24 protein-coding genes and 3 pseudogenes are annotated in these 26,537 nt (G+C 54.4%); 10 read left to right on the plus strand and 17 right to left on the minus strand.

What is annotated here, in order from left to right; translation table 11 throughout:
• Positions 1–146: 146 nt before the first annotated feature.
• The 3 genes and pseudogenes from KXR87_RS05995 to KXR87_RS06005 all read right to left on the minus strand — a co-directional run.
• The gene (locus KXR87_RS05995) at positions 147–299 is read right to left on the minus strand and encodes a DUF4756 family protein (protein ID WP_437431350.1); all 153 of its coding nucleotides are present in this window, start codon (positions 297–299) and stop codon (positions 147–149) included.
• Between the two features lie 49 nt (positions 300–348).
• A pseudogene (locus KXR87_RS06000) lies at positions 349–426 on the minus strand (DUF4756 family protein); the annotation flags it as partial.
• 219 nt (positions 427–645) lie between these two features.
• Positions 646–816 (minus strand): annotated as a pseudogene (locus tag KXR87_RS06005) (DNA-binding protein); the annotation flags it as partial.
• Between the two features lie 72 nt (positions 817–888).
• Here KXR87_RS06005 and KXR87_RS06010 point away from each other — a divergent pair.
• Together KXR87_RS06010 and KXR87_RS06015 are read left to right on the plus strand one after the other, a co-directional pair.
• Positions 889–1,791: pseudogene (locus tag KXR87_RS06010) on the plus strand (IS3 family transposase); the annotation flags it as partial.
• Between the two features lie 410 nt (positions 1,792–2,201).
• Positions 2,202–2,987 carry a DUF3750 domain-containing protein gene (locus tag KXR87_RS06015; RefSeq protein WP_437431376.1) on the plus strand — a complete coding sequence of 262 codons (786 nt, stop codon included), beginning with the start codon at positions 2,202–2,204 and terminating at the stop codon, positions 2,985–2,987.
• Positions 2,988–3,044: 57 nt separating this feature from the next.
• On the opposite strand, the gene KXR87_RS06020 is transcribed toward KXR87_RS06015, so the two are convergent.
• From KXR87_RS06020 to KXR87_RS06035, 4 genes are all read right to left on the minus strand, one after another.
• Positions 3,045–3,800: an SDR family oxidoreductase gene (locus tag KXR87_RS06020; protein WP_437431351.1), complete on the minus strand. Its 756-nt coding sequence runs from the start codon at positions 3,798–3,800 to the stop codon at positions 3,045–3,047.
• A gap of 49 nt (positions 3,801–3,849) precedes the next feature.
• The gene (locus KXR87_RS06025; RefSeq protein WP_437431352.1) at positions 3,850–4,803 is read right to left on the minus strand and encodes a 2-hydroxyacid dehydrogenase; all 954 of its coding nucleotides are present in this window, start codon (positions 4,801–4,803) and stop codon (positions 3,850–3,852) included.
• 71 nt (positions 4,804–4,874) lie between these two features.
• Positions 4,875–5,252 (minus strand): VOC family protein, encoded by a 378-nt coding sequence (locus tag KXR87_RS06030; protein WP_437431353.1) that lies wholly within the window; start codon positions 5,250–5,252, stop codon positions 4,875–4,877.
• Between the two features lie 121 nt (positions 5,253–5,373).
• Positions 5,374–6,702: an MFS transporter gene (locus KXR87_RS06035; RefSeq protein WP_437431354.1), complete on the minus strand. Its 1,329-nt coding sequence runs from the start codon at positions 6,700–6,702 to the stop codon at positions 5,374–5,376.
• Positions 6,703–7,344: 642 nt separating this feature from the next.
• Between KXR87_RS06035 and KXR87_RS06040 the strand changes: the two genes are divergently transcribed.
• Entirely contained in the window at positions 7,345–8,517 is a 1,173-nt protein-coding gene (locus KXR87_RS06040; RefSeq protein WP_437431355.1) for a citrate synthase family protein, read from the plus strand.
• 110 nt (positions 8,518–8,627) lie between these two features.
• The gene (agp, locus tag KXR87_RS06045) at positions 8,628–9,869 is read left to right on the plus strand and encodes a bifunctional glucose-1-phosphatase/inositol phosphatase (RefSeq protein ID WP_437431356.1); all 1,242 of its coding nucleotides are present in this window, start codon (positions 8,628–8,630) and stop codon (positions 9,867–9,869) included.
• Between the two features lie 34 nt (positions 9,870–9,903).
• On the opposite strand, the gene KXR87_RS06050 is transcribed toward agp, so the two are convergent.
• Positions 9,904–10,131 (minus strand): YccJ family protein, encoded by a 228-nt coding sequence (locus tag KXR87_RS06050; RefSeq protein ID WP_437431357.1) that lies wholly within the window; start codon positions 10,129–10,131, stop codon positions 9,904–9,906.
• Between the two features lie 20 nt (positions 10,132–10,151).
• The gene (gene wrbA, locus KXR87_RS06055; RefSeq protein ID WP_437431358.1) at positions 10,152–10,769 is read right to left on the minus strand and encodes an NAD(P)H:quinone oxidoreductase; all 618 of its coding nucleotides are present in this window, start codon (positions 10,767–10,769) and stop codon (positions 10,152–10,154) included.
• 475 nt (positions 10,770–11,244) lie between these two features.
• Between wrbA and KXR87_RS06060 the strand changes: the two genes are divergently transcribed.
• The gene (locus KXR87_RS06060; RefSeq protein ID WP_437431359.1) at positions 11,245–11,421 is read left to right on the plus strand and encodes a general stress protein; all 177 of its coding nucleotides are present in this window, start codon (positions 11,245–11,247) and stop codon (positions 11,419–11,421) included.
• Positions 11,422–11,733: 312 nt separating this feature from the next.
• Positions 11,734–12,645 (plus strand): DMT family transporter, encoded by a 912-nt coding sequence (locus tag KXR87_RS06065; RefSeq protein WP_437431360.1) that lies wholly within the window; start codon positions 11,734–11,736, stop codon positions 12,643–12,645.
• Between the two features lie 318 nt (positions 12,646–12,963).
• Here KXR87_RS06065 and rutF read toward each other — a convergent pair whose 3' ends face one another.
• From rutF to rutA, 6 genes are read right to left on the minus strand one after another with little or no spacing between them, the layout of a single operon-like run.
• Positions 12,964–13,458, minus strand: a complete 495-nt coding sequence (gene rutF / locus KXR87_RS06070; RefSeq protein ID WP_437431361.1) for an NADH-dependent FMN reductase RutF — start codon at positions 13,456–13,458, stop codon at positions 12,964–12,966.
• Between the two features lie 9 nt (positions 13,459–13,467).
• Positions 13,468–14,058 (minus strand): malonic semialdehyde reductase, encoded by a 591-nt coding sequence (locus tag KXR87_RS06075; RefSeq protein ID WP_437431362.1) that lies wholly within the window; start codon positions 14,056–14,058, stop codon positions 13,468–13,470.
• Complete coding sequence (gene rutD / locus KXR87_RS06080; RefSeq protein WP_437431363.1) at positions 14,055–14,867, minus strand: pyrimidine utilization protein D; 813 nt, start codon at positions 14,865–14,867, stop codon at positions 14,055–14,057. Before rutD ends, KXR87_RS06075 begins: the two co-directional genes overlap by 4 nt.
• Positions 14,868–14,874: 7 nt before the next feature.
• Entirely contained in the window at positions 14,875–15,261 is a 387-nt protein-coding gene (rutC, locus tag KXR87_RS06085; protein WP_437431364.1) for a pyrimidine utilization protein C, read from the minus strand.
• Between the two features lie 10 nt (positions 15,262–15,271).
• Positions 15,272–15,964 (minus strand): pyrimidine utilization protein B, encoded by a 693-nt coding sequence (rutB, locus tag KXR87_RS06090; protein ID WP_437431365.1) that lies wholly within the window; start codon positions 15,962–15,964, stop codon positions 15,272–15,274.
• Complete coding sequence (rutA, locus tag KXR87_RS06095; RefSeq protein WP_437431366.1) at positions 15,964–17,055, minus strand: pyrimidine utilization protein A; 1,092 nt, start codon at positions 17,053–17,055, stop codon at positions 15,964–15,966. Before rutA ends, rutB begins: the two co-directional genes overlap by 1 nt.
• Positions 17,056–17,455: 400 nt before the next feature.
• On the opposite strand from rutA, the gene rutR reads away from it, so the two are divergent.
• On the plus strand, positions 17,456–18,094 hold the full coding sequence (rutR, locus tag KXR87_RS06100) for an HTH-type transcriptional regulator RutR (protein ID WP_437431367.1): 639 nt from the start codon (positions 17,456–17,458) through the stop codon (positions 18,092–18,094).
• Here the strand turns inward: rutR and KXR87_RS06105 are convergent.
• Positions 18,091–18,486 carry a lysozyme inhibitor LprI family protein gene (locus tag KXR87_RS06105; RefSeq protein ID WP_437431368.1) on the minus strand — a complete coding sequence of 132 codons (396 nt, stop codon included), beginning with the start codon at positions 18,484–18,486 and terminating at the stop codon, positions 18,091–18,093. The genes rutR and KXR87_RS06105 overlap by 4 nt on opposite strands.
• A gap of 60 nt (positions 18,487–18,546) precedes the next feature.
• Complete coding sequence (putA, locus tag KXR87_RS06110) at positions 18,547–22,509, minus strand: trifunctional transcriptional regulator/proline dehydrogenase/L-glutamate gamma-semialdehyde dehydrogenase (RefSeq protein WP_437431369.1); 3,963 nt, start codon at positions 22,507–22,509, stop codon at positions 18,547–18,549.
• Positions 22,510–22,914: 405 nt separating this feature from the next.
• Between putA and putP the strand changes: the two genes are divergently transcribed.
• The 3 genes from putP to KXR87_RS06125 all read left to right on the plus strand — a co-directional run bounded on the left by putP (position 22,915) and on the right by KXR87_RS06125 (position 26,472).
• Positions 22,915–24,417: a sodium/proline symporter PutP gene (putP, locus tag KXR87_RS06115; RefSeq protein ID WP_437431370.1), complete on the plus strand. Its 1,503-nt coding sequence runs from the start codon at positions 22,915–22,917 to the stop codon at positions 24,415–24,417.
• A gap of 279 nt (positions 24,418–24,696) precedes the next feature.
• The gene (locus tag KXR87_RS06120; protein WP_437431371.1) at positions 24,697–25,410 is read left to right on the plus strand and encodes a fimbrial biogenesis chaperone; all 714 of its coding nucleotides are present in this window, start codon (positions 24,697–24,699) and stop codon (positions 25,408–25,410) included.
• Positions 25,411–26,010: 600 nt separating this feature from the next.
• Positions 26,011–26,472, plus strand: coding sequence for a fimbrial protein (locus KXR87_RS06125; protein WP_437431372.1), 462 nt, complete (start codon positions 26,011–26,013; stop codon positions 26,470–26,472).
• Positions 26,473–26,537 lie beyond the last annotated feature (65 nt).

Raw genomic sequence — 26,537 nt, forward strand, 5'->3', positions numbered from 1 at the left:
AAAAGATTATAAAATATAACGGGGTTAAATATGCATCTTGCTTTTTTCTTATTTGAATTGTCTATTCTAGATGAAATGAATGAAGGTTTATTAATGCTATTCTCAACAGAACATTAAAAATCAAGCACGGCCTTTGTGCATTTTTATCACCAGAGTAATGATTTCAGCATCAATTTTTTTGCAGTGGCTTTCCTATAAAGTATTCGTTCATTTATTAAGCCTGGACTTCCTGACGATTTAGCAGCGGTGTTAGCTGTTGAGTGACTTACAGGATTGAACTCACTAATAAAACTACTCAAAAGACATTGTCTTTTCTTATCTGGTCTGCGCAGCGTAGTATGTGCGGATCTATATTTTTTTTATTTCATATGCAAATGCATCATCATCACGTAGCTTACGATATCCTGCTCTAAACGCCTTTATTGATGGATGGTTTTTGAATTCTTCAACCGTATTAAAATATGCTAATAAATCACTGTTGTCTACCTATGCTTTCCTCATATATACCTCGTTAATAAATAGTAGATATAGTTTTATGTTAAGTTATATAGAGAAAGTGTCAAATTAATGAGTAGGTTAAATATTTTATTTCTACTTTGGTAGCATAAAAGAATTCAGGATGTTTTTACTTATTATTGTCGTGTTTTAAGATGCAGCTTTTAGATTGGTGTCGATTTCAGACACGTTTTTTATTGCTGCCTCATTTTCTTTTATTCTTTTATATACCTTTCGCGGTTTATCGATCTGGACACTGTTTTTAGTATTAGGAACAGCATTATTTTTCTTCTTCGTGCTAAAAACAAATGCATCTGTGTACTGATCTGCTCCCCATTCATTAACACACGCCGATGTAAGTAATGTCTTCATAAGCCACATGAGGTCATCCCCATGAAAAAGCTTTTTTCCGAGGAACAGATCATCAGTATCCTCCGCGAGGCTGAAGCCGGGCTTTCTGCCCGTGAGCTTTGCCGCAAGCACGCCATTTCCGACGCCACCTTTTACACCTGGCGTAAGACGTATGGCGGTATGGAGGTGCCCGAGGTTAAGCGACTGAAGTCGCTTGAGGAAGAGAACGCCAGACTCAGGACGCTGCTTGCCGAAACCATGCTGGATAAGGAGGCACTTCAGGTGGCTCTGGCGCACGTACTGACGACAGGCCAGAAGCGGGAAGCCGTTGAGTTTATGTGTGATGCGACCGGTCTGACGCAACGTCGTGTCTGCAGGCTTACAGGTTTATCCCTGTCGACCTGCCGCTATGAGGCTCAGCGTCTGGCGGCTGATGCATATTTATCAGGGCGTATCACTTAACTGGCACCCGAACGAAGGCGTTTTGGTTACCGGCGCATCTGGCAGTTATTACGTAGGGAGGGGCTTCACGGCAACCACAAGCGGGTATACCGCATTTACCACCTTAACGGCCTGAGTGTGAAGCGCAGACGACGTCGTAAGGGTCTGGCTACTGAGCGGCTTTCGCTTGTCCGGCCGGATGTGCCGAACCAGACCTGGTCGATGGATTTTGTCATGGATGCACTTGCCAGCGGCCGCCGGATTAAGTGCCTGACTTGTGTGGATGATTTCACGAAGAAGCGTCTGACGATCAGCGTTACTTTCGGGATTTCAGGCGTTCAGGTCACGCGTATTCCAGACAGTATCGCGCTCTTTCGTGGCTGCCCGTCGGCAATAAGAACCGATCAGGGCCCGGAATTTACCTGCCGTGCGCTCGGTCAATGGGCCTTTGAGCATAGTGTGGAGCTGCGGCTTATCCAGCCAGGTAAACCAACGCAGAACGGATCTCCATAAAATGTCGGATTTTTTCGGATGTAGCAACACGTCCTCGAACAATCGATTTTGACAACATATTGTTTATTAATGATAAAATGAACGATTTCTGACATTTTCGGACATCAATTTGCGGGCTGCGCTTCCGCCAGATTAAACAAAGGGCTTACCATCAGGTAAGTCCTTTGTTTTTCTGGCAAAGCAAATCTAATCCCCTTGCTACAGGCGTAGCGAACGCAGCTGCAGCACAACATTTTTCTCCCACTACGCTACATCTACTTAAGTATATAACGCGCAACGAGCCTTCAGTCGGACACCGCCTCTTGCTATTACCTGTTAGCTTCGTCCCTTCGCCCGACGCCCGGAGAAAACTCGCTATACTCATCCAACGCGTCCCGTACGCTCTGCGCTAACCAACCATGATGAGTCTGATGAAAACCCTTTATCTGAGCCTGCTTTGCCTCATTTTTCTGGCGATATTTTTAAGCCTTGCCCTTTCACTACACCAGCGGGAATCCCTGGCGCAGGATGGATGGTGGTCTGCCAGACGTGATTCCACAGGCATGGCGCCGGATGCACGGCGTTACGCCAGTCAGGCCGTTGTCCAGATCTATGCGGCCCCCACCTGGGGCTGGAAGGGGGTAGTGGCGGTGCACCCGTGGATAATCTTCAAACGTGCCGGTGAAACCGACTATAGCCGCTATGAAGTAATTAGCTGGGGAGCAGGGCAAAAAGTGCGACGAAACCAGAACACCCCGGACGGTTACTGGTACGGGGCAAAGCCGCGCCTGCTGGTGGAACATCGCGGGGCCGCTGCCGGGGCCATGATCCCTAAGATAGAAGCGGCTATCGCCTCTTACCCCTGGCCTGAGACTTATCGCGCCTGGCCGGGCCCGAACAGTAATACTTTTATCGCCCATATCGGGCGCGAAGTTCCGGAGCTGAGACTGGATATGCCTGCCAATGCGCCAGGAAAAGATTTTCGGGGGCTGCTCAATCCTGTCGGTTTACCACCCTCCGGGCGAGGGATCCAGGTTTCGCTGCTGGGCGTCGCGGGCTTCACGCTGGGGAGAGAGGAGGGGCTTGAGCTCAACATCCTCAGTGTAAATATCGGTGTGAGCTTTTCACCGCTACGCCTGCGTCTGCCATTTATTGGCGGGCTTGGTGGGGATAATTTACAAAAAAACAGCGCTCCGGATGCGGAATAGGGACGTTGTTGCTGAATGGGCCACGCGATTCGCCGCCCATTCAGAGGGGAGCCAGACTCAGCCGCGCCCCACGAAAGGCATCGTGGTGGCCATTACGGTGATAAACTGCACGTTAGTATCGAGCGGCACGCCGGCCATATAGACCACGCTGTTCGCCACCTGCGAGACATCCATCATCGCCTCCACCATCACCTCCCCGTTGGCCTGTTTTACCCCTTTCGCCATTCGCTGAGAAAGTTCGGTATGGGCATTCCCAATATCTATCTGACCACAGGCAATGCCATATTTACGCCCATCGAGCGAAATGCTTTTAGTCAGGCCGGTCACGCCATGTTTCGTGGCTGTGTAAGCCGCAGAATCCGGGCGGGGGGCATGCGCCGAAATCGAACCATTGTTTATGATGCGCCCGCCCTGTGGAGATTGCTCCTTCATCAGACGGAAGGCACCCTGAGCGCAAAGGAACATCCCTGTCAGATTGACGTCAACGACCGCGGTCCATTTTTCATAGCTCAGCTCCTCGAAAGGGATACCCGGAAAGTTGGTGCCTGCATTGTTAAAGAGCACATCAAGATGACCACATTTTTCTTTGATTCGGTTAAACAATGCCGCTACGGATTCAGGGTCGGTGACATCGGTGGGAACCACCATCGACTGCTCACCGCCGCCGAGCGCCGATACCGTTTCCAGCATGGGCTCAAGACGTCGCCCGGCCAGGACGATAAAATATCCCGCGTGAGAGAGCGCAATGGCTGTCGCTCTGCCTATCCCGCTGCCCGCGCCGGTCACCAGCGCAATCTTTGTTGAAGCGAACATAGTTACATCCTTTGTTATTCAGTGATTTCAAATGCCCCACTCAGGGGGCTTAGCTTGTCAGGCTGGCATCAGGACGCTGCCCACTCAGCGCCTGGGCAAGGCTTGCCAGCACCATTTCACCCATCGCGGTTCGCGTTTCGACCGTAGCGCTGGCACGATGTGCCTGCAGCACCACATTATCCATGCCACAAAGCGGGGCCGGAACGTTTGGCTCGTCAACAAACACGTCCAGTCCCGCCCCCTGAATCTTACCTGACACCAGGGCTTGTACCAGATCCGGCTCATTAACCAGTTTTCCCCGGGCAATGTTTATCAAAAAGCCCTGTTCCCCGAGCGCCGCCAGTACAGGGGCGTTAACAATGCCTTCCGCTTTGTCGGCAGAGGCGGAGAGGATCAGCGCGTCACTCTTACCTGCCAGCTCCTGCAGATCGGCGATAAAGGGGTAATCCAAATCGGCCATAGCATGGAGATCGGTGTAAGCAATCGGGCAACCGAAGGCTGACGCGCGAGTCGCTATCGCACGTCCCACTCGGCCCATCCCCACGATGCCGATACGCATTCCGCTAAAGCGGCGGGAGAGGGGAATGGCGCCAGGATGGGGGTTCTTCGCCCACTCACCGTTACGTACCACGCGGTCGCCCGAGCAAATACCACGGCAGGTGGCAATCAGCAGGCCAATGGCGAGATCTGCAACATCTTCTGTCAGGGCGCCGAGGGTAGCGGTGACGTGGATCTTACGCTTGCGTGCATACTCAAGGTCGACAGCGTCTACGCCTACGCCGTTGATGGCGACCACTTCCAGCGCCGGAAGTTGTTCCATTAAGGCATTGCTGATGCCGGTATGTCCTCCTGAAACCACGCCGCGAATACTGTTACCGTACTCCTTAATAAAGGCTGCTTTGTCTTCTATTTCAAAATAGCGGTGAACGGTATAAAGCGCGTTTAGTTTCTCGCTGATGGCGGGAATAAGAATGGGATTTAACTGCAGGATGCTGGGTTTCATAACAATATGTCCATAGTTGCGGCCAGGCGTGGCAGGCTAATGTTTTCGTTGTGCTGAACAGGAGAGGCGAATTAACTCAGCCGTCTCTCAAGTATTTCAATTGAGATATTTTGCGGCCCACGGATAAAACAACCGCGCACGCCGGGACGAATCGTAACGGGCTCCTGCGTGAAGACTACCCCTCTGCTTTTCAGGGTACTGGCGACTTCATCAAGGTTGTCCACGGTCAAACCAAAATGGTCCAGACCCTGGTAGGGAGGCAAAGGGGGTGGAGCAACGCCGTCACCGTCAGTGACGGGGGCAATAAATATGTTTATCCCCGCGAGGCGAATATCGACTTTTCCGGAGTGACGGATGATCCGGGCATCCAGGCAACGTTCGAACCATTCGGCGGTTGCTTCAGGATCCGGACTGCGTAACTGCAAATGATCCCAGGTAAATTCAGACACAGTTTCCTCTCTTTTGATAATGCCAGCCCGGGCGACCAACCCGCTACACGCGGCGTGAAGGCTGCTCAGGCCTGGTTGTAACACTCACGCAAGACCGCAAACGGCACGGGTTCCGGCGTGGTTAATCCATTTCAATACGCGACAAAGGCCCCAGCAGGAAGGAGTAAGCAAATGCACCAATCAGGCACATGATGCCCATCATATTGAGCGCCCAGAAAAACTGCCCGGTGACATGAAGAATATAACCAATCATGATAGGGGTGGTGACGCCGGCAATATTCGCCGCAAGGCTGGTGATACTGCTGGTTAATCCAATATATTGCCGGGGCGCTATTTCTGAAACCGCGGCCCATGACGAGGAACCTACGCCCTGCGCAAAGAAAGAGATAGTTAAAATAACAATTATCAGTTCATTGGAGGTCACGAAATTTACTAATAAAATGGAAGAGCCAAGTAGCGTCCCAATAATCAAAGGCGCTTTACGGGCAACCGACATAGAGTAGCCACGGCGAATAAAGAAGTCAGAGAAAAAGCCTGCCAGCAATATTCCTGCGGTGGCGCCAATAAACGGCAGCGCCTGGAATATACCGACTTTGATCATCGTCATCTGACGCTCTTCCACAAGATAGGTCATAAACCAGGTGGTAAAGAACACCAGAATCGCGTTATTACAGAACTTACCCAGGCAGATAGCCAGGATCTGACGATGTTTGAGCAATCTGAGCGCGTTTTTCCAGTCAAAACGATCGCGCTCTTTTTTGCCAACAAGACCACCACCTTCCTGAATATGTTTTAATTCAGCTTCGTTAACCGCACGGTGATTTAAAGGGTCGCGATACCAGATGTACCATAAAATACCAAACAGTACCCCTGCGCCACCGGTCAGATAAAAGGCGGAGCGCCAGCCAAATCCATTGGCAATCCAAAGTAAAAGACCGGTAAATAAAGGGGTGCCGATATACTGCCCCATCACATACACGCTGGTGGCAAAACCACGTTCGGTAGTGGGGAACCACATGGTGACGGCCCGGGCGTTTGACGGAAAAGCGGGTGCTTCCAGCGCGCCAATCGCCAGGCGCGAGCCGAACAGCATAGTAAAGCCGCTGGCAATACCCTGTGTCATGGTGGCTAACGACCAGGTTATCAGTGAAAAAGCATAGGCAATACGGGAACCCAGTACGTCAGCGATAATGCCACCGGGCACAAGTGCAATAGCGTAGGTAAGGCCAAATGCCGCAAATATTTGCCCCATTTGTACTTTATCCAGTGCCAGATCTTTACTGATGAATGGGGCTAAAATACCCAGGCTCGATCGATCAACGAAATTGATAATTGTCGCGAACAGGATCAGCGCTAGCATGTAATAGCGAATACGTGTGGCTTTTTTTTGTGGAACTACTCTGGCATCTATTGATGCCTCGGTAAGTTCTTGTTGTTGAATGCTATTCATATTTTTGTCCTTCATGCATTTGTAGGTATACGTAATAATTACCAACCGGTACCACGGGTGTTAATTATTTTGTAAGGTGTCTTCTCGACCAGGTGCCCATAGAGTTTTGTGAGCAACGGTTCTGTTAATAAAAAATCCAATGCGTTTTTCAGGCCGGTTATTAAAACCGTAAAACACCCTTTATTTTTTATGCTGTACCGCTGCGTGCTATTTTGCATTTCTTATTGGGCATCAATTTGTCAGGCTTCACTGCATATGACCATTGATAAAAGTGACGTTAGAATATCGTTTTGCCAGGATCAATCTTGATTAAAATAATCAATACTCATCTTTGCATTACAGATTAAGGAGTGTGACGCAATAGCAAAAGATCGCATTTATTTATTGACAGGCAAAAATAATAGGGAATGAAAGTTTCGCACCCTCCGGTAAAACGTCCCGGAGGAAGGGAAAGGGGAGTGAAACTTCCCCGCGTTAGGCTAAAGGGGCAATTTTGCGATCTGTCTATCAGTTGATTTGCAAAATCAATCTTGATAGGCCAAAAATGCATATATAGAGTTATTTGATTCGCTTTGATTTTTCTTAAGGTGCCCTGAAGGGGGCCGCACTCCGCGCTCATCAGAAAGCTAACCGGACAGACTTATGCAACCAAAGACGACCCACTCCCCCTGGCTTACGCTGGACGAGGTTCAGGCCTATCTCGGCGTCAGGGCGCAAACCATTTATGCCTACGTCAGCAGGGGGCTGATCGCTTCCCATCCGGACCCGCAAAATACCCGACGCAGCCTGTACAGCGCAGAAAACATACAGAGCCTGAAGCAGAAGAAGCAGCAGGGACGCAAACGAGAGACTCTCGCGGTAAATACGCTGTTTGGCACTGAACCCAGCATCCCGACCGCTATTTCGACCTTTGCAAAAGGGCATCTGTACTACCGGGGCAGAGATGTTATCGCTTTTTCAGAGCAGGCGACGCTGGAGGAGACGGCGCGCCTGCTCTGGAGCGCGGAGAGTGACGCAGGGTTTTCCGTCCCGACCAGGGACTATCCACCTGCCGCACCTGAGCGTTCTCATGCCTTTATCGCGCTGGCGACGGCAACAGCGACCGGACACTCAACTCATGGCCGCACCGCCAGAGTATTGCATGCTGAAGCCGCCACACTGGTGGGGCATCTGGCTGCGACCTTTGGTGCGCAAAATCATCCGGCGCTGTTGATTCATGAGCGTCTGGCCCTTGGTTGGGGAGTGAACGAGGAGGTGGCCGATATTTTACGCAGAGCAATGGTTCTGCTGGCCGATCATGAACTGACCAGTTCGGCGTTTGCGGCGAGGATCGCCGCCTCAAACGGAGCCTCCCTTCCTGCCTGCCTGCTGACCGGACTGGCGACCTTTACCGGGCCGCTGCATGGCGATGCCACTCAGCGCGTAAGAGCCCTGTTTGATGAGGTCGAGCGGTCCAGCGCCGATCAGGTGGTCAACCGCTATCTCTCCTCCGCCATTCCCATTCCGGGCTTCGGTCACCACCTCTACCCGGACGGTGACCCACGGGCAGGTGCCCTGCTTGCACAATTCACTCCGCCGGAGGAGATTGCGAAATTTATTGAGAAAGTGATCACCCTGACCGGGCTGCTGCCCAACATCGATGTGGTGCTGGCGGCGCTGGTCACGCGTTATCGCCTGTTGGGTGATGCAGCCTTCGCGCTCTTCTCCATCGCCCGCAGTGTGGGACTACTGGCGCATGCTATGGAGCAGATCAACACGGGTAAAGTTATCCGCCCGCGTGGCCGCTACGTTGGTCCTGCGCTTGAACTCCCCTGACGCCTGCAACCGCCGCGCAGAGCGTGCTGTCACTTCTGCGCGCGGCTTCGCAGCAAACCTTCACAAATATGTCACACTTTCTTTTCCCCTATCAGGATGAGGATGTCAGGATGAAGCTTTCACTTTGGGCGCTTGCCGCAGCTGCTACGTTACCTTTTGCTGCCGGGACTGAGGCGCAAACCACGCCAGCGGGTTATCAGCTTGAGCAAGTGCTGATCATGAGCCGGCATAACCTGCGCGCACCGCTGGCTAATAACGGCAGCGTTCTCGAACAATCGACAGCCCGACAGTGGCCTGAATGGGATGTACCCGGCGGGCAGCTCACCACCAAAGGCGGGGTACTGGAAGTCTACATGGGCCATTACCTGCGTGAATGGCTTGTAGAGAATAAGCTGGTAACATCCGGTGAATGCCCGGCACCGGGTGCCGTTTACGCCTATGCCAACAGCCTGCAACGCACGGTGGCCACCGCGCAATTCTTTATCACCGGCGCGTTTCCCGGCTGCGATGTGCCCGTTCATCACCAGGAAAAAATGGGCACCATGGATCCGACGTTTAATCCGGTGATAACTGACGGGTCGGCAGCGTTCAGCGAGCAGGCGGTGAAGGCAATGGAGACGCAGCGCCAGAAGGATGCGCTTGATGAAAGTTATCAGTTGCTGGAAAAGATTACCCAGTTTGATCAGTCTCCCTCCTGCAAAGAAAAACAGGTTTGCGACCTGACCAGCGGCAAAGAGGTATTCAGTGCGAAAGTGCAGCAGGAACCTGGCGTATCGGGGCCGCTGAAGGTCGGTAACTCGCTGGTGGATGCCTTTACGTTGCAGTATTACGAAGGTTTTCCACTGGACCAGGTGGCCTGGGGCGAAATCAAATCTGACCAGCAGTGGCGCGTGCTGTCGAAGCTGAAAAATAGCTATCAGGATGCGCTCTTCACTTCACCCGCCGTGGCGCAAAATGTGGCGAAACCGCTGGTGAAATATATCGATAAAACCCTGGTGAGCGAGGCGGCGAAGGCAGCGAAAGTGACCCTGCTGGTCGGGCACGACTCCAACATTGCATCGCTACTGACGGCGCTGGACTTTGCTCCTTATCAGTTGCATGACCAGTATGAGCGTACGCCGATAGGGGGCAAAATTGTGTTTCAGCGCTGGAATGATCCAACGGCGAAACGTGAGCTCATGAAGATTGAGTACGTTTACCAGAGTAGCGAGCAACTGCGTAATGCAAACCCGTTGACGCTAAAAGAGCCTGCCCAGCGCGTGACCCTGGCACTGAAAGGGTGTCCGGTAGACGATAACGGTTTTTGCCCGCTGGAGAAATTTAATGCGCTGTTAAACGCGGCGGCGAAATAAAAAAAAGCCCCCGCTCAAGCGGGGGCGTGTCAGGTCAGACGTTCTTGCGCTCAATGGTTTGTTCGCCCCAGAAGAGCGAGTCTTTGTCCGTTTTTTCAAAGGCGCGCATTAGCACTTCATCGCTGCCTTCTTCCCAGATTTTCTCAGCCAGTACTTCGTCATAGTCCGCCACTTCGAAAATGGCTTCCGCTATCTCCGGTGAGGTGTTACGTAAGCTGGCCCATTCTCCCACGCGATGTGCTTTTGCTTCTTGAGTTGGCATAGAAATCCTCCTGTAAAACATTAGCCTTTGAGTTTGACCGCCAGACCGGCGACGTATTCACCTTGATAACGGGCGATGGATAACTCTTCCTGGCTCGGCTGCCGGGAACCATCCGCCCCGGCGATGGTTGTCGCGCCATAAGGCGTACCCCCACGAACCTGCGAAATATCGAACAGCTCCTGCGCGGCGTAGCCAATAGGCACGATAACCATCCCATGATGTGCAAGGGTAGTCCATGTTGAAGAGATTGTATGTTCCTGACCGCCGCCCGTCCCGGTTGAGCTGAAAACACTGCCGAGTTTGCCGTAAAGCGCGCCGGAGGCCCAGAGCCCGCCGGTCTGGTCAAGAAAGGTACGCATCTGACCGGCCATATTGCCAAAGCGGGTCGGCGTACCAAACAGAATGGCGTCATAATCAGTCAGCTCCTGCGCGGTGGCGACCGGCGCGGTATGGGTTTTGCCGCCCGCTTTAGCGAAGGCTTCAGCCGACATAGTTTCAGGCACACGCTTGACCACTACCTCCACGTTGTCCACCTTGCGTGCCCCTTCGGCTACGGCCTGGGCCAGGGTTTCGACATGTCCATACATGGAGTAAAAAAGCACCAGGATTTTAGCGCTACCAGGTTCTCTATTCTGCATTTATCAACCCTTCGTTGCGATGAGATCACCATTGAGTGTAGCAAACGAAACATCAGTTACTGACCCGGTGAAAATTCGAGCCGTAGAACAGGGCTATCGCCTGCGGTCAGAAGGGCCTGCGACAGCTCCTGATAAAAAGGTTCCACCCAGGGCATTGACCTTCAAAATACTGCCCGCTGTCGTTATTAATGCTTCTGGTTTCACCTTTAAGGATTGTCGCAATTTGACACATTTTTACCGCTGCCGTTTTTGCAATGCATAAGAGTGACTTATTAATTGATGAAAATAAAAATCGCTTTTTTGCAGGCGTAGCTGTTGCAGAATATTACGATTCACTGGCCGCTTGCCCTGGGTTTACTAAGATTAGATTCACGTGACGCAGATTATGGCGATGCCATAGCGGCACACGGTGAAAGAATCCTCTTTTACTGAATGCAGTATGATGACTAATGTTTCACTTAACCGGAGGTTCGAAATGGCAAACCATCGTGGTGGTTCAGGTAATTTCGCTGAAGACCGTGAAAGAGCATCAGAAGCAGGCCGTAAAGGTGGCCAGCAAAGCGGGGGGAATTTTAAAAATGACCCTCAGCGCGCCTCGGAAGCTGGTAAGAAAGGGGGCAAAAGCGGCCACGGGAACAGTCGCAGCAGTTAGTTAAGACTGATGCACCGTGGTGACGGTGAAGCTTCATTGTCACCGTCTGCTGACCGCCGGTTTATACCGGCGGTTTTTTATTGCCTGATGAACACTATAAAGGGCCCTGCGCTTAATTCGTCCTCAAGTGAGACAGGGGTTACTTGATGTATAGGGTTTATATAAGGTAAAAGATAAAACCTCATCCGCCCGCGCGCATTACCCCCGGTGCCATTTTCAGGCATGCGGGATGAGTAAAAGCAGCGCAAAAGAGGGGTTGAACTCCCTTTACTGACAACGCACACTACCGTTTTACGTTAACCGGTTTGCAACATGCGCCCCTCACGTTTTACCTTCTCGATCTCTGCCCAGGAATCTCTCCTGATCCTCATCACCATGTTCTGGGGCGGCACGTTTCTTGCGGTACAGTATGCCGTCACCCTCAGCGGCCCCTTCTTTTTTGTGGGCCTGCGTTTTGCCACGGCCGGGCTGGCTGTCGCACTTTTATCTCTGAAAATCCTGCGTGGCATCACCTGGCTTGAGGTAAAAGCGGGGGTCGCCATTGGTATTGCTATTGCCTTTGGCTACAGCCTGCAGACCTGGGGGTTGCAGTCAATTTCCAGCAGTAAGTCGGCATTTATCACTGCCATGTATGTGCCCCTGGTGCCACTGCTGCAATGGCTGTGCCTTGGGCGAATGCCAGGGCTGATGTCCTGCGTGGGGATCGTGCTTGCCTTTACTGGCCTCATTTTTCTTGCCGGACCAGAGGGAAATATGCTGGCGCTGGGCGAGGGGGAGCTTATTACCCTCGCGGGTGCGCTGGCGATTGCCGCGGAAATCATCCTGATCAGCGCCTGGGCGGGTAAAGTGGACGTGCGTCGGGTGACGGTGGTGCAACTGCTGACGGCCTCGGTAATCGCCTTTGCCTGTATGGCTCCGGCAGGTGAGTCCGTTCCTGAACTGTCGCCTGCTTTGCTGATGGTGGCGGCAGGGCTGGGTATTTTCAGCGCCATTATTCAGGTCACCATGAACTGGGCTCAACGTAGCGTCTCCCCAACCCGCGCCACGGTTATCTACACGGGGGAACCGGTGTGGGCGGGAATTTTTGGCCGCCTGGCAGGTGAGCGTCTGCCTGCTCTGGCTATCCTGGGTGGGGTGTTTATTATTGCCGGGGTGTTGGTAAGCGAACTGAAGCTTAGAAAGCGTAAGAAAGCGGCGCTGGCGACAGCGCCGGATGAGTCCTGAACCCTGCTCAGGCGGGGCTGAGAGCTCCCCGGTAATATGACGTTTTACAGCGATACCACGGCGAAATGAGAATAAAACCGTCACCACGATGAATGGGTCCGGCTGAAAATCGATGAGGCGTTGACGACTGACCGGGAGCCCGGGTCGCCAGGGGGGCGGTGAACCACCCTGGCACGTTCACGGGTTCTGTCGCTACAGACAAGCAAGGAACATAAGGTAAACGGAATGACCCTCAGCCCCGCATGTTTCCCCTCACCCTGGCCCTCCCCCAAAAGGGGCGAGGGGACCTTTCGTGCTCTCATTTTTTTCGAGGATCCTTCAGCAGGCGGGGGGACGGGGCAGGGTGTGGTAATGGCGGTTAAACCACATTAAACCGCCCGGATCGGGACGATGGGCGCTGTCTTCAATGGTGCAAAACAGAATATCATGCGTCCCCACGCTCATCACCTGGCTGATGCGACAGTCAAACGAGACCAGTGCGCCAGCCAGACGCGGGCAACCCGTTTCCCCGGTTTCCCAGTCTGCCGCACCGAAGCGTTCAGCCATAGAGGTCTTACCGCCAAAAAGGGTGGATAATGCCTCCTGGCCCGCTGCCAGGGTATTGACGCATAACGTCTGATTCTGACTGAACACTGGCCAGACCGATGCGGAGCGGTTAAGGCATACCAGTAGCGTCGGCGGTGAATCGGTCACGCTGCAGACTGCACTGGCGGTGAATCCCGCCTGGCCTGCCGGACCATCAGTGGTAATAATGTTCACCGCCGCACCCACGCAGGACATGGCATCACGAAAATGCTGTTGGCTGATTCCCATCTCTTCTCCTTAACGAAGCACGCAGGCATCGTCAAATGCCAGGCGCGGCAGACGCGCGTAAAGTTTACTTTCATCACCATAGCCAATGTTCACAAGCAGGGTGCTGCGAAAATCGCTGTCGGCAAAAAAGGTGGTATCCACGATGTCACGGTTAAATCCGGACATCGGCCCCGTATCCAGTCCCAGCGCCCGGCAGGCGAAAATAAGATAGGCCGCCTGCATCGCGCTGTTACGAAATGCCGTCTCCTGGGCCAGTTCAGGACTTGAGGTAAACCAGCTCCGGGCGTCACCGTGCGGAAAGAGGGCAGGGAGTTTGTCGTAAAAGCGATTGTCCCAGGCGACAATCGCGGTGACCGGCGCGCTCAGGGTTTTTTCCAGGTTACCGCCGGAAAGGGCCGGACGCAGCTGCGCTTTACCTTGCGGAGTGCGGATAAAGACAAAACGGGCCGGGCTGCAGTTGGCCGACGTGGGTCCCATCTTCAGCAGATCGTAAATCTCTTGTAATGTCGCGTCGCTGACCATCCTGTCCTGCCAGCCGTTGTGGGTACGTGCGGCAGTAAACAGGGTATTCAGCGCACTTTGGCTAACGGCTTCACTCATAAATACTCCTTTTGCACCGCTGCCGTAGCGGGCAGCACTCTTGCCAGCCCCTCGAGCAGCAGACCATTAAACTCATCGCTTTCGGTTACATTGCAGGCGTGACCGCCGCGGGCCATCACCACCCTGATGCTGTTAACAAGCGCCTGGTGCAGCGCCTGCGAACAGGTACAGGGGACCAGCATGTCATCCTGCGAACAGATAATGAGCGCCGGAGCGCGGATCTGACGGGCCGTGGCGCTGAAATCCGCTTCTTTCAGGGCCTGTAAACGGCGCTGGAGATTGTGTTCTCCCTGAAAGTGCGCAAGGGCCAGGGCCTCCTCCGCTTCCAGGCGCGGGGCATGGGCTGAGAGCCAGTCCGCCGGATAGAGAAACAGCGGCTGCGCCTCCACCCAGGCAGGCGGCCCACCCGCCTGCAATAACCGTTCGCGAATATGAAAACAGCGACGGGTGTGTGTATCCAGCGATAACCAGCCGTTCACCAGTACCAGGGCGCTGACCGACTGCGGATAATCCAGCGCCAGCTGCATTCCCACCAGCGCACCCAGCGCATGACCGACCACGCAAAATCTTAGGATCCCCGCCTGTTGCAGCGCGCTTTGCAACTCGCCCGCCATGTCGCTTATCTGGTAATTATCCGGCAGGGTGGCCGGATTGTTTCCCGTGCCGCACTGGTCGTAACAGACCACCTGATAGCGGGCCGACAGCGCCTCCCTCTGCGTCAGCCAGTAGCTCCCGTTACCGCCCAGTCCGGCAATCATCACTATGACAGGCGCGCCGGGGTAAGGGGCCGGGGTAAGGGAAATGTTCATGGCAGCCTCACTTGCCGATATGGGCAACGGTAGCAATTTCCACCAGTGCTTCCGGCTTCACCAGCCCACACTGGATGCAAAAGCGTGCGGGTTTATCGCCAGGGAAAAACTCGGCATAGATTTCATTAATCGCGGCGTAGTTTTTCCAGTCGGTGATAAAGATGCTGTTGAATGTCACGTCCTCCATCGTACCCCCCGCCGTCTCGATAACGCTGCGAATAGTCTCGAGCACATGGCGGGTTTGCGCCTTTGTGTCGCCGGGGAACACCACATTGTTCTGCTTATCAAAGGGCAGTGTGCCGGAGACATAGACCACGCCATCGGCCAGCGTGCCGGGAACAAAAGGGGCGATGGGCGTGGTGGTGCCAGCGGGAATAATGACCTGTTTTGGCATAAGTGTGCTCCTAAGCAATATTCATAAGTGGCTGGGGAGAGAGGGCGGAACAGAAGGTATCGACGTCGCTGACCCAGCCAAAAAAGGTTTCGATATTAAAAAGCGCCGCCTGCTGCGCAAACGCCGGACCGGCCTGATGGGTGGCGTCTTCGAGCACGATGCCGAAATACTCCAGAAAGAAGCCATCACGCAGGGTTGACTCCACGCAGACGTTGGTGGCAATACCAGTGAAAACCAGATGGCGAATGCCCCGGCTGCGTAACATGCTGTCCAGTGACGTATTGAAAAAGCCGCTATAGCGCGGTTTGGGCAGCACAATGTCCCCTTCCTGCGGCACCAGCTCATCCACCAGTTGGTAGTCCCAGCTGCCTTTCGCCAGCAATGTCCCTTTCAGTTCAGGGTGCTTACGCATGGTTTTCAGGGCATTGGATTTATGCCAGTTAGGCGATCCTGGCCCGCCGGCTTCTACGTACTGGTCATCCCAGCCGTTCTGAAACCAGATAATTTGCATTCCTGCCGCACGGGCGGCCGCCACGGCGGTGTTGATCTTCGCAATCACCGCAGCCGTGGCGGAGACATCAAATCCGGCAAGATCGAGATATCCTCCCTGGCTTGCATAGGCATTCTGCATGTCCACCACAATGAGTGCACTCTGCGCCGGTGTGAAAGAGACCGCTTCAGGACGGGCGGGTAATGTCAGCATCAGGCTACCTCCCTGGTGGGGGCGGCGATATGGCTTCGGCACTGCATCAGCGGTTGGATCCGCTCACCAAAATCTTCCACACCCTGAAGGAAATCATCGAAGGTCAGGAGCACGCCGTCGGTGCCCGGCACGGTCGCCACCTCGTCGAGCAGACGTGCTACCGTCGCGTATGAACCCACCAGGGTGCCCATATTGATATTGACCGCGGAGGTCGGGTCCGCCATCTGGCGCACGTTGGTGTCACTGCCGGAACGGGTGTCTTTCTGACTCTGTTCGGTCAGCCATGCCAGCGCTTCGTCATCGGCTCCCGCTTTGTAGTGTTCCCATTTGGCACGGGCGGCCTCGTCGGTTTCGTCGGCGATGACCATAAACAGCACATACGAACCGACATCACGCCCGGTTTTCTGCGCCGCTTCGCACATGCGCTGAGCCGTAGGGGCAAAAGCGGTAGGCGTGTTAACCCCCTTGCCGAAGCAGAAGTTGTAATCAGCATACTGCGCGGAGAAGGCCATCCCGGCATCGCTCTGCCCGGCACAGATAACTTTCATCGGCGTCGACGGCTGCGGGCTGACGCGACAGTCATTCATGGTGAAAAATTCACCTTTAAGGTCGCTTTTGCCGCTGCCCCACAGATCACGAAGCACCTGTACATACTCCGTCAGATAGTCATAGCGACGGGAAAAGTACTCGTCCCCCGGCCATATGCCCATCTGCTCATATTCCGGTTTTTGCCAACCGGTCACCAGATTCACACCAAAGCGCCCGCCGGAGATGGAATCGATGGTCGAGGCCATACGCGCCACAATAGCCGGGGGAAGGGTCAGGGTGGCGGCGGTGGCATAAATTTGAATGCGTGAGGTCACGGCCGCCAGCCCGGCCATCAGAGTGAAGGACTCAAGGTTGTGATCCCAGAACTCGGTCTTGCCGCCGAACCCCCGCAGCTTGATCATCGAAAGTGCAAAGTCGAAGTGATAATGCTCCGCCTTTTGCACAATCGCCTTGTTCAGCTCAAAGGTCGGTTTGTATTGCGGCGCATGGGTGGAAATGAGCCAGCCGTTGTTGCCAATCGGAACAAAAACACCAATTTTCATCTCGTACCTCGCGTTGTCAGGTGAAGGGGGGCGTGGTGTGGCTGATTGCCGAATTCTCTGCCGGTCATACTTCACGTTTCAGCAGTGTTGGCTTCGCTTGTCCACCCCATTCACTTACCTGAGTAAGCTACTGGGATCTGCGCTTGCCGCCTTGCTGCATCGTGAATGACATAGGGCAGTACGCCTTCCGAGAACGGGTTTGCAAAGGCGATGCCAGAATTGAAAAAGGTATTGTTGTCAACGTGTTAAATAAAAGTTGGCAAAATGAGAGTGAAAAAAGTGGACTGAATGGTCAAATAGAGTGCACAAAAAACAGGCAGCTTTGCGCTATTGCTGTGCAGGGGTCGAGTCCGCACCGGCCATTTGCTATGCTTGGCGCAAAGGGTAAAGGAGAGCGATCATGGCGCAGGGTACGGCGAAAAAAACGGGCAAACGCATGCAGGCGGTGAATGAGAAACGCGGGGTTATTCTTGCCGCAGCGCTGGAAACCTTCTCTCTGTATGGCATTCATGGCACCCGCCTCGAAAAAGTCGCCGAGCGGGCCGGGGTATCGAAAACCAATCTGCTCTATTACTACCCGTCGAAGGAGGCGCTCTATCTTGCGGTACTGCAACAGATTCTGGACGTCTGGCTGGCGCCGCTGAAAGCGTTTCGTGAAGATCTTGCCCCGCTGGTGGCTATTCGTGAGTACATCCGCCAGAAGCTTGAAGTCTCGCGCGATAACCCTCAGGCCTCACGGCTTTTTTGTCTGGAGATGTTGCAGGGGGCGCCGGTGCTGAATGCGGAACTCAGCGGGACGCTAAAAACGCTGGTGGAGGAAAAATCGGCGATCGTTGCTGGCTGGGTGGCCAGCGGAAAACTGGCCCCGGTTGACCCGCATCATCTGATTTTTATGATCTGGGCATCGACCCAGCACTACGCCGACTTCGCCTCCCAGGTGGAGGCGGTGACCGGCAAAAATTTACAGGATGAAGCCTTCTTTAACAGCACGGTGGATAACGTGCAGCGGATGATCATTGAGGGCATTCGCCCGCGTTAACCGGCTGGCGGCAACGGGCAGCTCATATCTCCCTCCTCGCACTGTAACAGGGAGGAGAGCCAGGCTTCACGCTCAATGGTTTTGTCGGCGATACACTGGTTATGAATCATCGGCTGGACGCTGCCACCTTCGACACCCGAGGCGATGAACTCACAGTCGGCATCGCGCAGTGTAATCCAGGCCTGCTGCGCCTTTTTCATCAACTCACGTTGCGCGGGGGCGGCGCGTTTCAGCGCGTCCTGCCAGGTCTGGTTAAGTTTTTTATCCGCGGTCTGTGCCTGCTCAGCGGTGCACATGTTCATGGCAGTCTGGGTACTGGCGTTGTCGCACTCATCCGCCAGAGCACCTGCGCTGGCCAGCAGGGTTGCGGCGGCAATCAGGATAATTTTCATCTTCTCTCCCTGTTTAGCAAGACCCCGGTAACGGCAGATGACCGGGGCGATGGCTGTAGTTTATCCTATGGTCATTAAACTGGCATTACCGCCTGCCGCCGCGGTGTTGACGCTTAACGAACGTTCAATCCACAGCCGTTCCAGCAGTATATTGCGCTCACCACGTGCAAAGCCCTGCACCGAAACAATCGCGCCATCACGGGCGGCAACGTCGGCACAAAGCTCACGCAGTTGATCGGAGTCGCCGTGGTATATCACTGCATCGAAGCTTTCAGCCATCAGCGTTTCCGCAGGTGCGAGCGCAATATGCGGCCCCAGCGCGTCCGGCAGCTGTTTTAGCAGATCGCGATGCATACCGTCTTCCGGCCACAACACTTTACAACCGCATGCCAGTGCAGCGGCCAGCTGGACCAGGGCGTCCGGGGCATTATCCGCTATACACAGTACCCGCTCGCGCGGCAGCAGCGTCAGGGTGTTACGCTCACCGGTAGGGCCAGGAAGGATGCGCTGCGTACCTGCCTGCGCCAGCTCAGCGAAGGTGCGACACTGTGCCTGCAGATCAGGTTTACCAGCGGCCCACTCACGCAGAATCTCTAACGGCCCAAGCAGGGCGGATTTGATCTGCGTGTCCGCCGCTGTGGTGCCGTCCTGGCGGGACAGCGTGCGCAGTACCGCGTCCTCCGGTCGGCTTGCCAGCAGGCGGTAGAGGTAAAGCGGGCCTCCCGCTTTCGGACCCGTGCCGGATAAACCCTCTCCGCCAAACGGCTGCACGCCCACCACCGCACCTACCATATTGCGGTTCACATAGAGGTTCCCGACGTGCGCCCGCCCGGTGACCTGACCGATGGTTTCATCGATACGGGTATGTACGCCCAGGGTCAACCCGTAGCCGGAGGCGTTGATCTGACCGATCAGCTCATCGAGTTGGTTACGGCTGTAGCGCACCACGTGCAGCACCGGACCAAAGACCTCTTTTTGCAGTTCGTCGAACCGCTCAAGCTCAATCAGCGTAGGCGGCACGAAGGTGCCGGTGCGCCATTCACGCGCGTCGGTGCTGTTTTCCTGCACGGCCTGGAAGACGGTGCGGCCTTTGGCGCGTAGCGCGGCTATGTGTTTCTCGATATTCTCTTTCGCTTCGGCGTCGATAACCGGGCCAATGTCGGTGGTCAGACGGCCTGGATTACCCATCCGGCATTCTGCCATCGCACCGCGCAGCATCTTCAGCGTATGGTCAGCAATGTCGTCCTGCAGGCAGAGCACACGTAACGCGGAACAGCGCTGACCGGCGCTATCAAACGCCGAGGCCATGACGTCAATCACCACCTGCTCGGTGAGCGCTGAGGAGTCGACGATCATGGCGTTCATCCCGCCGGTTTCTGCAATCAGCGGGGTCGGACGGCCCTGTGGGTCAAGACGCGTTGCGACCGTGCGTTGCAGCAGGGTGGCAACGTCGGTGGAGCCGGTGAACATTACGCCACGCACGCGCTCATCGGCGGTGAGTTGCGCCCCCACCGTTTCGCCACGCCCTGGCAGAAGCTGCAGTACGCCGGGCGGGACGCCCGCTTCCAGCAGAATGGCAATGCCCTGGGCGGCAATCAGCGGGGTTTGCTCTGCCGGTTTTGCCAGCACGGTGTTACCTGCCGCCAGCGCCGCGGCGATTTGCCCGGTAAAGATAGCCAGCGGGAAGTTCCACGGGCTGATACAGACAACCGGTCCGAGCGGGCGGTGGGTAATGTTATCGAAATCGTGACGCACCTGGCCGGCGTAGTAGCGCAGGAAATCCACCGCTTCACGCACCTCAGCAATGGCGTTGCTGAAGGTTTTGCCCGCTTCGCGTACCAGCAGGCCAATCAGCGACTGCATCTGATCTTCCATCAGCACGGCGGCACGCTCAAGGATAGCAGCGCGCTCCTGAGGTGGCGTGGCAAACCAGATAGGGGCCTGATTTAGGGCATTATCCAGCGCCTGGGACACTTCAGCTTCAGTGGACTCACGCACGTAACCGACAATATCTTTTGGCTCTGCCGGGTTGATTACCGGTTGCATCTCTGCGTCGGCAACCGGTGTCTCCAGCAGCGGTTTGGCCTGCCATTTTTGCGCCGTACCGTTAAGCAGGGACGCAGAAAGAGAGGCCAGGCGGTGTTCGTTCGCAAGATCAAGCCCTGCGGAATTTACGCGTCCTTCACCATAAAGCGCTCGCGGTAAAGGGATCTTCGGATGGGGGAGGCCGACGCCGCCTTCCTGACGGGCGAGTTTTTCCACCGCAGTAACCGGGTCGGCAACCAGTTCATCAATCGGCAGGGTGGCATCTGCAATACGGTTCACAAACGAGGTATTTGCCCCGTTTTCCAGCAGACGGCGCACCAGGTAGGCGAGCAGCGTTTCATGGGTGCCCACCGGTGCATAAATGCGGCAGGGACGGTTAAGCTTGCCGTCATTGATTTTGCCCACAACCTGCTCATACAGCGGTTCGCCCATGCCGTGCAGGCACTGGAACTCATACTGGCCCGGATAGTAGTTCTGACCGGCCAGGTGATAAATAGCCGCCAGAGTATGGGCGTTATGGGTAGCAAATTGCGGGTAGATGAGGTTCGGCACGGCCAGCAACTTTTTGGCGCAGGCAATGTAGGAGACGTCGGTGTAGACCTTGCGGGTATAGACCGGATAGCCTTCCAGCCCCTCCATCTGGGCGCGTTTGATTTCGCTGTCCCAGTAGGCGCCTTTGACAAGACGGATCATCAGGCGGCGACGGCTGCGGCTTGCCAGATCGATCAGGTCATCAATCACGAACGGACAGCGCTTCTGGTAAGCCTGAATGACGAAGCCAATCCCGTTCCAGCCTGCCAGTTCCGGCTCAAAACACAGTTTTTCCAGCAGATCGAGTGAGATCTCGAGGCGGTCGGCCTCTTCGGCGTCGATATTAATCCCGATATCGTACTGGCGCGCCAGCAGGGTCAGGGATTTCAGACGTGGGTAGAGCTCATCCATCATGCGATCGTACTGGGCGCGATTGTAGCGGGGGTGCAGCGCCGACAGTTTGATAGAAATGCCCGGTCCTTCATAGATACCACGTCCGTTAGAGGCCTTACCGATGGCGTGAATCGCCTGCTGATAAGAGAGCATATAGGCGTGGGCATCTGCCGCCGTCAGGGCTGCTTCACCGAGCATGTCGTAGGAGTAACGGAAACCTGTCTCTTCGAGCCTGCGGGCATTTGCCAGGGCTTCAGAAATGGTTTCGCCGGTTACGAACTGCTCACCCATCAGGCGCATCGCCATGTCGACACCCTTGCGGATGAGGGGCTCACCACTTTTGCCGATAATCCGGTTGAGGGAGCGGGAGAGACTGGTTTCGTTATGGGTCGACACCAGTTTGCCGGTAAACAGCAGGCCCCAGGTGGCCGCGTTCACAAACAGCGAGGTACTGCGGCCGATGTGTGACTGCCAGTTGCCGTTGCTGATCTTATCGCGAATGAGGGCATCGCGGGTAGCTTTGTCCGGGATGCGCAGCAGCGCTTCGGCAAGGCACATCAGGGCCACGCCTTCCTGCGAAGAGAGAGAAAATTCCTGAAGCAGACTTTGCACCATTCCCGCTCTGCCAGAAGCCGTTTTCTGGTTACGCAGTTTTTCGGCCAACTGGTACGCCAGCTGTTGAGACTTTTCGGCAACCGGTGAAGGAAGGCGCGCTTGTTCCAGGAGCATGGGCACGGCGTCGGTTTCCGGGCGGCGCCAGGCGGCGGTAATGGCGGCACGGGTGACGGACTGCGGCAGAATATTTTCTGCGAAGTCGAGGAAAGGCTGCGGTGTTTCCTCTACCGGCGTTTCCGTGTCGTCAAAATCGGATGCGCCAGTAATATGCGTGACGGGCAGTTCCGGTACCATCTCATTGTTTTCCAGTTTTTCCAGATAACTAAAGATGGCCTGTTTAATCAGCCAGTGCGGTGTACGATCAATTTTTGCCGCTGCCGCTTTCAGGCGTTCCCGCGTAGCGTCATCAAGCTTAACCCCCATGGTCGTGGTGCCCATGACTTTCTCCTGTGAATTCGTGGTGAGCTGACTATCCGTCATGTTGCAACTTTGTGCAACCATGTTAAATGTCAACTTTGTGACAAGGTTAAATCGCGTAATAAGTTAATTGTATGTTACTTAATTTAAGCGCTGTTCTAACGTTCAGAGAGTGGGATATTTGCGGTGCATAACACTTTTATAAGGTGCAACCGTAAAAAGTGTGATTAAGTGCAACCTCTTAAAAAGACCCTCTCGTCGCGGGATGCAATTGATGTGAATGCAGTGTTAAATCAATTGTGAATAAGCGAGGCTTCCGGCAGGATACGGGCGCTTTATACAATAACCACATCCTCACCTCGTTCCGGTGGTGGAATAAAAGCGGCAAAGATGACAGTTGCCGACGAATAATCCTGGAGAATTTCGATGGAAATTAGCACACCACTACTGGTGACATTTCTTGTTTATATCTTTGGCATGATCCTTATCGGATACTTTGCATGGCGTTCAACGAAAAATTTCGACGATTATATTTTAGGGGGGCGACGCCTCGGGCCGCTGGTTACTGCGCTGTCTGCGGGTGCTTCCGACATGAGCGGGTGGCTGTTGATGGGCTTGCCCGGCGCCATTTTCATTTCCGGGATTTCTGAAAGCTGGATTGCCATTGGCCTGACGCTGGGTGCGTGGGTCAACTGGAAGCTGGTGGCAGGCCGTCTGCGCGTGCATACCGAACACAACAATAACGCCCTGACGCTGCCGGACTATTTCACCGGACGCTTTGAAGATAAGAGTCGTTTGCTGCGTATTATCTCGGCAGTAGTGATTCTGTTGTTCTTCACCATCTATTGTGCCTCCGGCATCGTGGCAGGCGCGCGCCTGTTTGAGAGCACCTTTGGCATGACCTATGAGCAGGCTTTATGTGCCGGTGCCGCTGCCACCATCATCTACACCTTTATCGGCGGCTTCCTGGCGGTTAGCTGGACCGACACTGTGCAGGCCAGCCTGATGATCTTTGCGCTTATCCTGACGCCGGTGATTGTGATTATCTCCGTGGGGGGCTTTGCTGACTCAATGGAAGTGATCAAGCAAAAAAGCATTGAAAACATCGATATGCTCAAAGGTCTGAACTTTGTGGCCATTATTTCGCTGATGGGCTGGGGGCTGGGTTACTTTGGCCAGCCGCACATTCTGGCGCGCTTTATGGCGGCGGACTCCCACCACAGCATCGTACATGCGCGTCGCATCAGTATGACCTGGATGATCCTCTGCCTTGCCGGTGCGGTAGCGGTCGGCTTCTTTGGTATCGCCTATTTTAACAACCACCCTGAGCAGGCGGGGGCGGTTAACCAGAACGCCGAGCGCGTGTTTATCGAACTGGCGCAGATCCTCTTCAACCCGTGGATTGCCGGTGTGCTGCTCTCTGCCATTCTGGCGGCGGTGATGTCTACCCTGAGCTGCCAGCTGCTGGTGTGCTCCAGCGCGTTGACCGAAGATTTCTACAAAGCCTTCTTCCGCAAAAATGCTGGTCAGAAGGAGCTGGTGTGGGTTGGACGCGTGATGGTACTGCTGGTGGCGCTGGTCTCTATTGCGCTGGCGGCGAACCCGGAAAACCGCGTGCTGGGTCTGGTGAGTTACGCCTGGGCAGGCTTCGGTGCCGCCTTCGGTCCGGTGGTGCTGTTCTCCGTCATGTGGTCGAAAATGACCCGCAACGGGGCGCTGGCCGGGATGGTGATTGGTGCGGTAACGGTTATCGTCTGGAAACAGTTCGGCTGGCTGGGCCTGTACGAAATTATTCCGGGCTTCGTTTTCGCCAGCATCGGCATTGTGGTCTTCAGCCTGCTGGGTAAAGCGCCCACCGCGGCAATGGAAAAACGCTTCGCCGAGGCGGATGCCCATTACCACTCCGCACCGCCGTCGCGCCTGCAGTAACACCTTCTCTGACTGAGCCCGGATTTGCGGGCTCAGACTCCACCCTCGCAGCAGAAAAATTGTCACAAACAACGTTTCAGAATTTAACGTGATTTCCGCTACCTGACTGCTTCAGCGGCATGCAAGTTACACAGCCTTTTACTTTTTCACGCCATACGGCAACCCAGCAGCTTGCGATTCCACCGGGTTGTGGGATATTTTTCAGCAATACAATATCTCCTTATCGACAACTTTGTTCTTTATAACGGCACGTCAGCAACGCATTTCCACGGAGGGAATATGCTCAGACGCGCAATCTGCTTTTCAGTCCTGTCACTCATGTCCATTCCCGGCACTCAGGCCGGTATTCAGCTTGATGCCACCCGCGTGATTTACCCACAAGGGAAACAAGAAACAACGCTGGGCATCAAAAATGAAGCCAGCGACCCCCGTATGATTCAGGCATGGGTGGATGCGGGGGAAGAGAATAATGCCAGACCGCCGTTTATTGTTATGCCGCCGATTTTCCGCCTCGACCCCGGTAAAGGGCAGTCGCTGCGTATTAGCTTTATTGGCGGCGAGATTCCCCGTGACCGTGAGTCGGTGTTCTGGGTGAATATTCTGGAGGTCAGACCGCAGCCGCAAGGTAAAAAGGCCGGGACGGAGAATTATATGCAGTTCCCGGTGCGCACACGGCTGAAACTTTTTTACCGGCCAAAGGGGTTGCCGGGTTCACCGGAGGCGGCGGTTTCGCAACTGCACTGGCGGCGGGGAACGCATAATGGAATCGAGTGCATAAACCCCAGCGCATTTACTGTTTCTTTTCAGGATATCCGGCTGACGCCGCCCTCCGGGGAGCAAGATATCAGTCAAAGTGGAATGTGCCCGGCAAAAGGGCAACAACTATTTCTTCTGCAGGGAAAGGAACAGGCCGCACAGGGGAAAGTTTTTTTTACCACTATCAATGATTATGGCGGTTATACCCGGCATGAAGCCGCTTACCAACACCAATAATTTAACCTCGTGTGCGCGCCTTACGGGGCAGGGAAATACATGATGAAAATAATACCTTTTATTGTGAAGTTCGCTCTTTTCTCAGGGCTGATTGTCTTAAGTCCGCTGTGCCAGGCATATTGTTATATAACCAGTGGGGGGCCGCAGATTATCTGGGGGAACGCGCTACCTGCAAATATCACTGTCCCGGCAACGCTGACAAAGGGACAAAACATTGGCAATTCTTTCACGATCGGCTGGGGGACGGGGCCTTATATATATGTAAGCTGTGGTACATCTACTATTTACGAACTCCTCCAGAAAGGGAGTTTGTCATACCTTACAACGAGTGGTGGTTATACATTATTTGACACCGGGGTCCCAGGTGTGGGTATAAGAATGTGGAGTGCTTACAATAATGTGCAGATTAGTAACGGCACGAGTCTTTACTTTACCGCCACTAATTCCTCTAACCCCCAGCCTTTCTTCTTTCAGTCATTGTACGGGCAGTATGTCGCTACCGCCACCCAAATCACCCCAGGAACAACCACGCTCAGTGGGAAAGATGCCGCCTATGGTTATCTGAGCGAATCATATAGCATATACAGTGGAGTGAGAGGTGTGACATGGAAATTTAACGGCAATACCACATTCACTGTCAGCTCCTGCAAGACACCGGATATTACCGTTCCACTCGGCTCGCATGCCGCCAAAGATTTTGCCGCTGTTGGCAGTAACAGCCAGCCGGTACCCTTTAACTTTCAAATCAACAACTGCGCTGCCGGGATGACCTCGGTGAGCTATACCTTTAAACCCGCAGCGGGGATCACGCTGCAGGGCTCCGGTAATAACCAGTATCTCACGCTCGACAGCGGTTCGACGGCGAGCGGCATTGGTGTACAGGTGCTGTATGAGGATGGCATCACTGCCGTGCCGTTTAACACCAAAACGACGTTTTCAGGCTACGTAAAAGCCACGGGCGGCAGCTACACCATTCCCATGAAAGCCCGCTACGTGCGCACCGGCACCATCATCGCCGGAACGGCCAATTCGGCGGCGGAATTTGTGATGACATATGAATAAGTGATTATTGCCGGGTAGAGATTTCTGAAAAATGGTTTCAGGCGATTTCTACCCGACATGTTATC

This window comes from Yokenella regensburgei (genome assembly GCF_051486985.1).
Lineage (GTDB): Bacteria > Pseudomonadota > Gammaproteobacteria > Enterobacterales > Enterobacteriaceae > CBFFRJ01.

Coding starts and splice junctions, on each gene's coding strand:
- KXR87_RS06060 (WP_437431359.1), top strand. CDS start 11,245: ATGGCAAACCATCGTGGTGGTTCAGGTAATTTCGCTGAAGACCGTGAA.
- agp (WP_437431356.1), top strand. CDS start 8,628: ATGAAGCTTTCACTTTGGGCGCTTGCCGCAGCTGCTACGTTACCTTTT.
- KXR87_RS06075 (WP_437431362.1), bottom strand. CDS start 14,058: ATGAGTGAAGCCGTTAGCCAAAGTGCGCTGAATACCCTGTTTACTGCC.
- rutD (WP_437431363.1), bottom strand. CDS start 14,867: ATGAACATTTCCCTTACCCCGGCCCCTTACCCCGGCGCGCCTGTCATA.
- putA (WP_437431369.1), bottom strand. CDS start 22,509: ATGGGCACCACGACCATGGGGGTTAAGCTTGATGACGCTACGCGGGAA.
- KXR87_RS06050 (WP_437431357.1), bottom strand. CDS start 10,131: ATGCCAACTCAAGAAGCAAAAGCACATCGCGTGGGAGAATGGGCCAGC.
- rutR (WP_437431367.1), top strand. CDS start 17,456: ATGGCGCAGGGTACGGCGAAAAAAACGGGCAAACGCATGCAGGCGGTG.
- KXR87_RS06065 (WP_437431360.1), top strand. CDS start 11,734: ATGCGCCCCTCACGTTTTACCTTCTCGATCTCTGCCCAGGAATCTCTC.
- putP (WP_437431370.1), top strand. CDS start 22,915: ATGGAAATTAGCACACCACTACTGGTGACATTTCTTGTTTATATCTTT.
- KXR87_RS06040 (WP_437431355.1), top strand. CDS start 7,345: ATGCAACCAAAGACGACCCACTCCCCCTGGCTTACGCTGGACGAGGTT.
- KXR87_RS06120 (WP_437431371.1), top strand. CDS start 24,697: ATGCTCAGACGCGCAATCTGCTTTTCAGTCCTGTCACTCATGTCCATT.
- wrbA (WP_437431358.1), bottom strand. CDS start 10,769: ATGCAGAATAGAGAACCTGGTAGCGCTAAAATCCTGGTGCTTTTTTAC.
- KXR87_RS06105 (WP_437431368.1), bottom strand. CDS start 18,486: ATGAAAATTATCCTGATTGCCGCCGCAACCCTGCTGGCCAGCGCAGGT.
- KXR87_RS06015 (WP_437431376.1), top strand. CDS start 2,202: ATGAGTCTGATGAAAACCCTTTATCTGAGCCTGCTTTGCCTCATTTTT.
- rutC (WP_437431364.1), bottom strand. CDS start 15,261: ATGCCAAAACAGGTCATTATTCCCGCTGGCACCACCACGCCCATCGCC.
- KXR87_RS06025 (WP_437431352.1), bottom strand. CDS start 4,803: ATGAAACCCAGCATCCTGCAGTTAAATCCCATTCTTATTCCCGCCATC.
- rutF (WP_437431361.1), bottom strand. CDS start 13,458: ATGGGAATCAGCCAACAGCATTTTCGTGATGCCATGTCCTGCGTGGGT.
- KXR87_RS06035 (WP_437431354.1), bottom strand. CDS start 6,702: ATGAATAGCATTCAACAACAAGAACTTACCGAGGCATCAATAGATGCC.
- rutB (WP_437431365.1), bottom strand. CDS start 15,964: ATGCTGACATTACCCGCCCGTCCTGAAGCGGTCTCTTTCACACCGGCG.
- KXR87_RS06020 (WP_437431351.1), bottom strand. CDS start 3,800: ATGTTCGCTTCAACAAAGATTGCGCTGGTGACCGGCGCGGGCAGCGGG.
- rutA (WP_437431366.1), bottom strand. CDS start 17,055: ATGAAAATTGGTGTTTTTGTTCCGATTGGCAACAACGGCTGGCTCATT.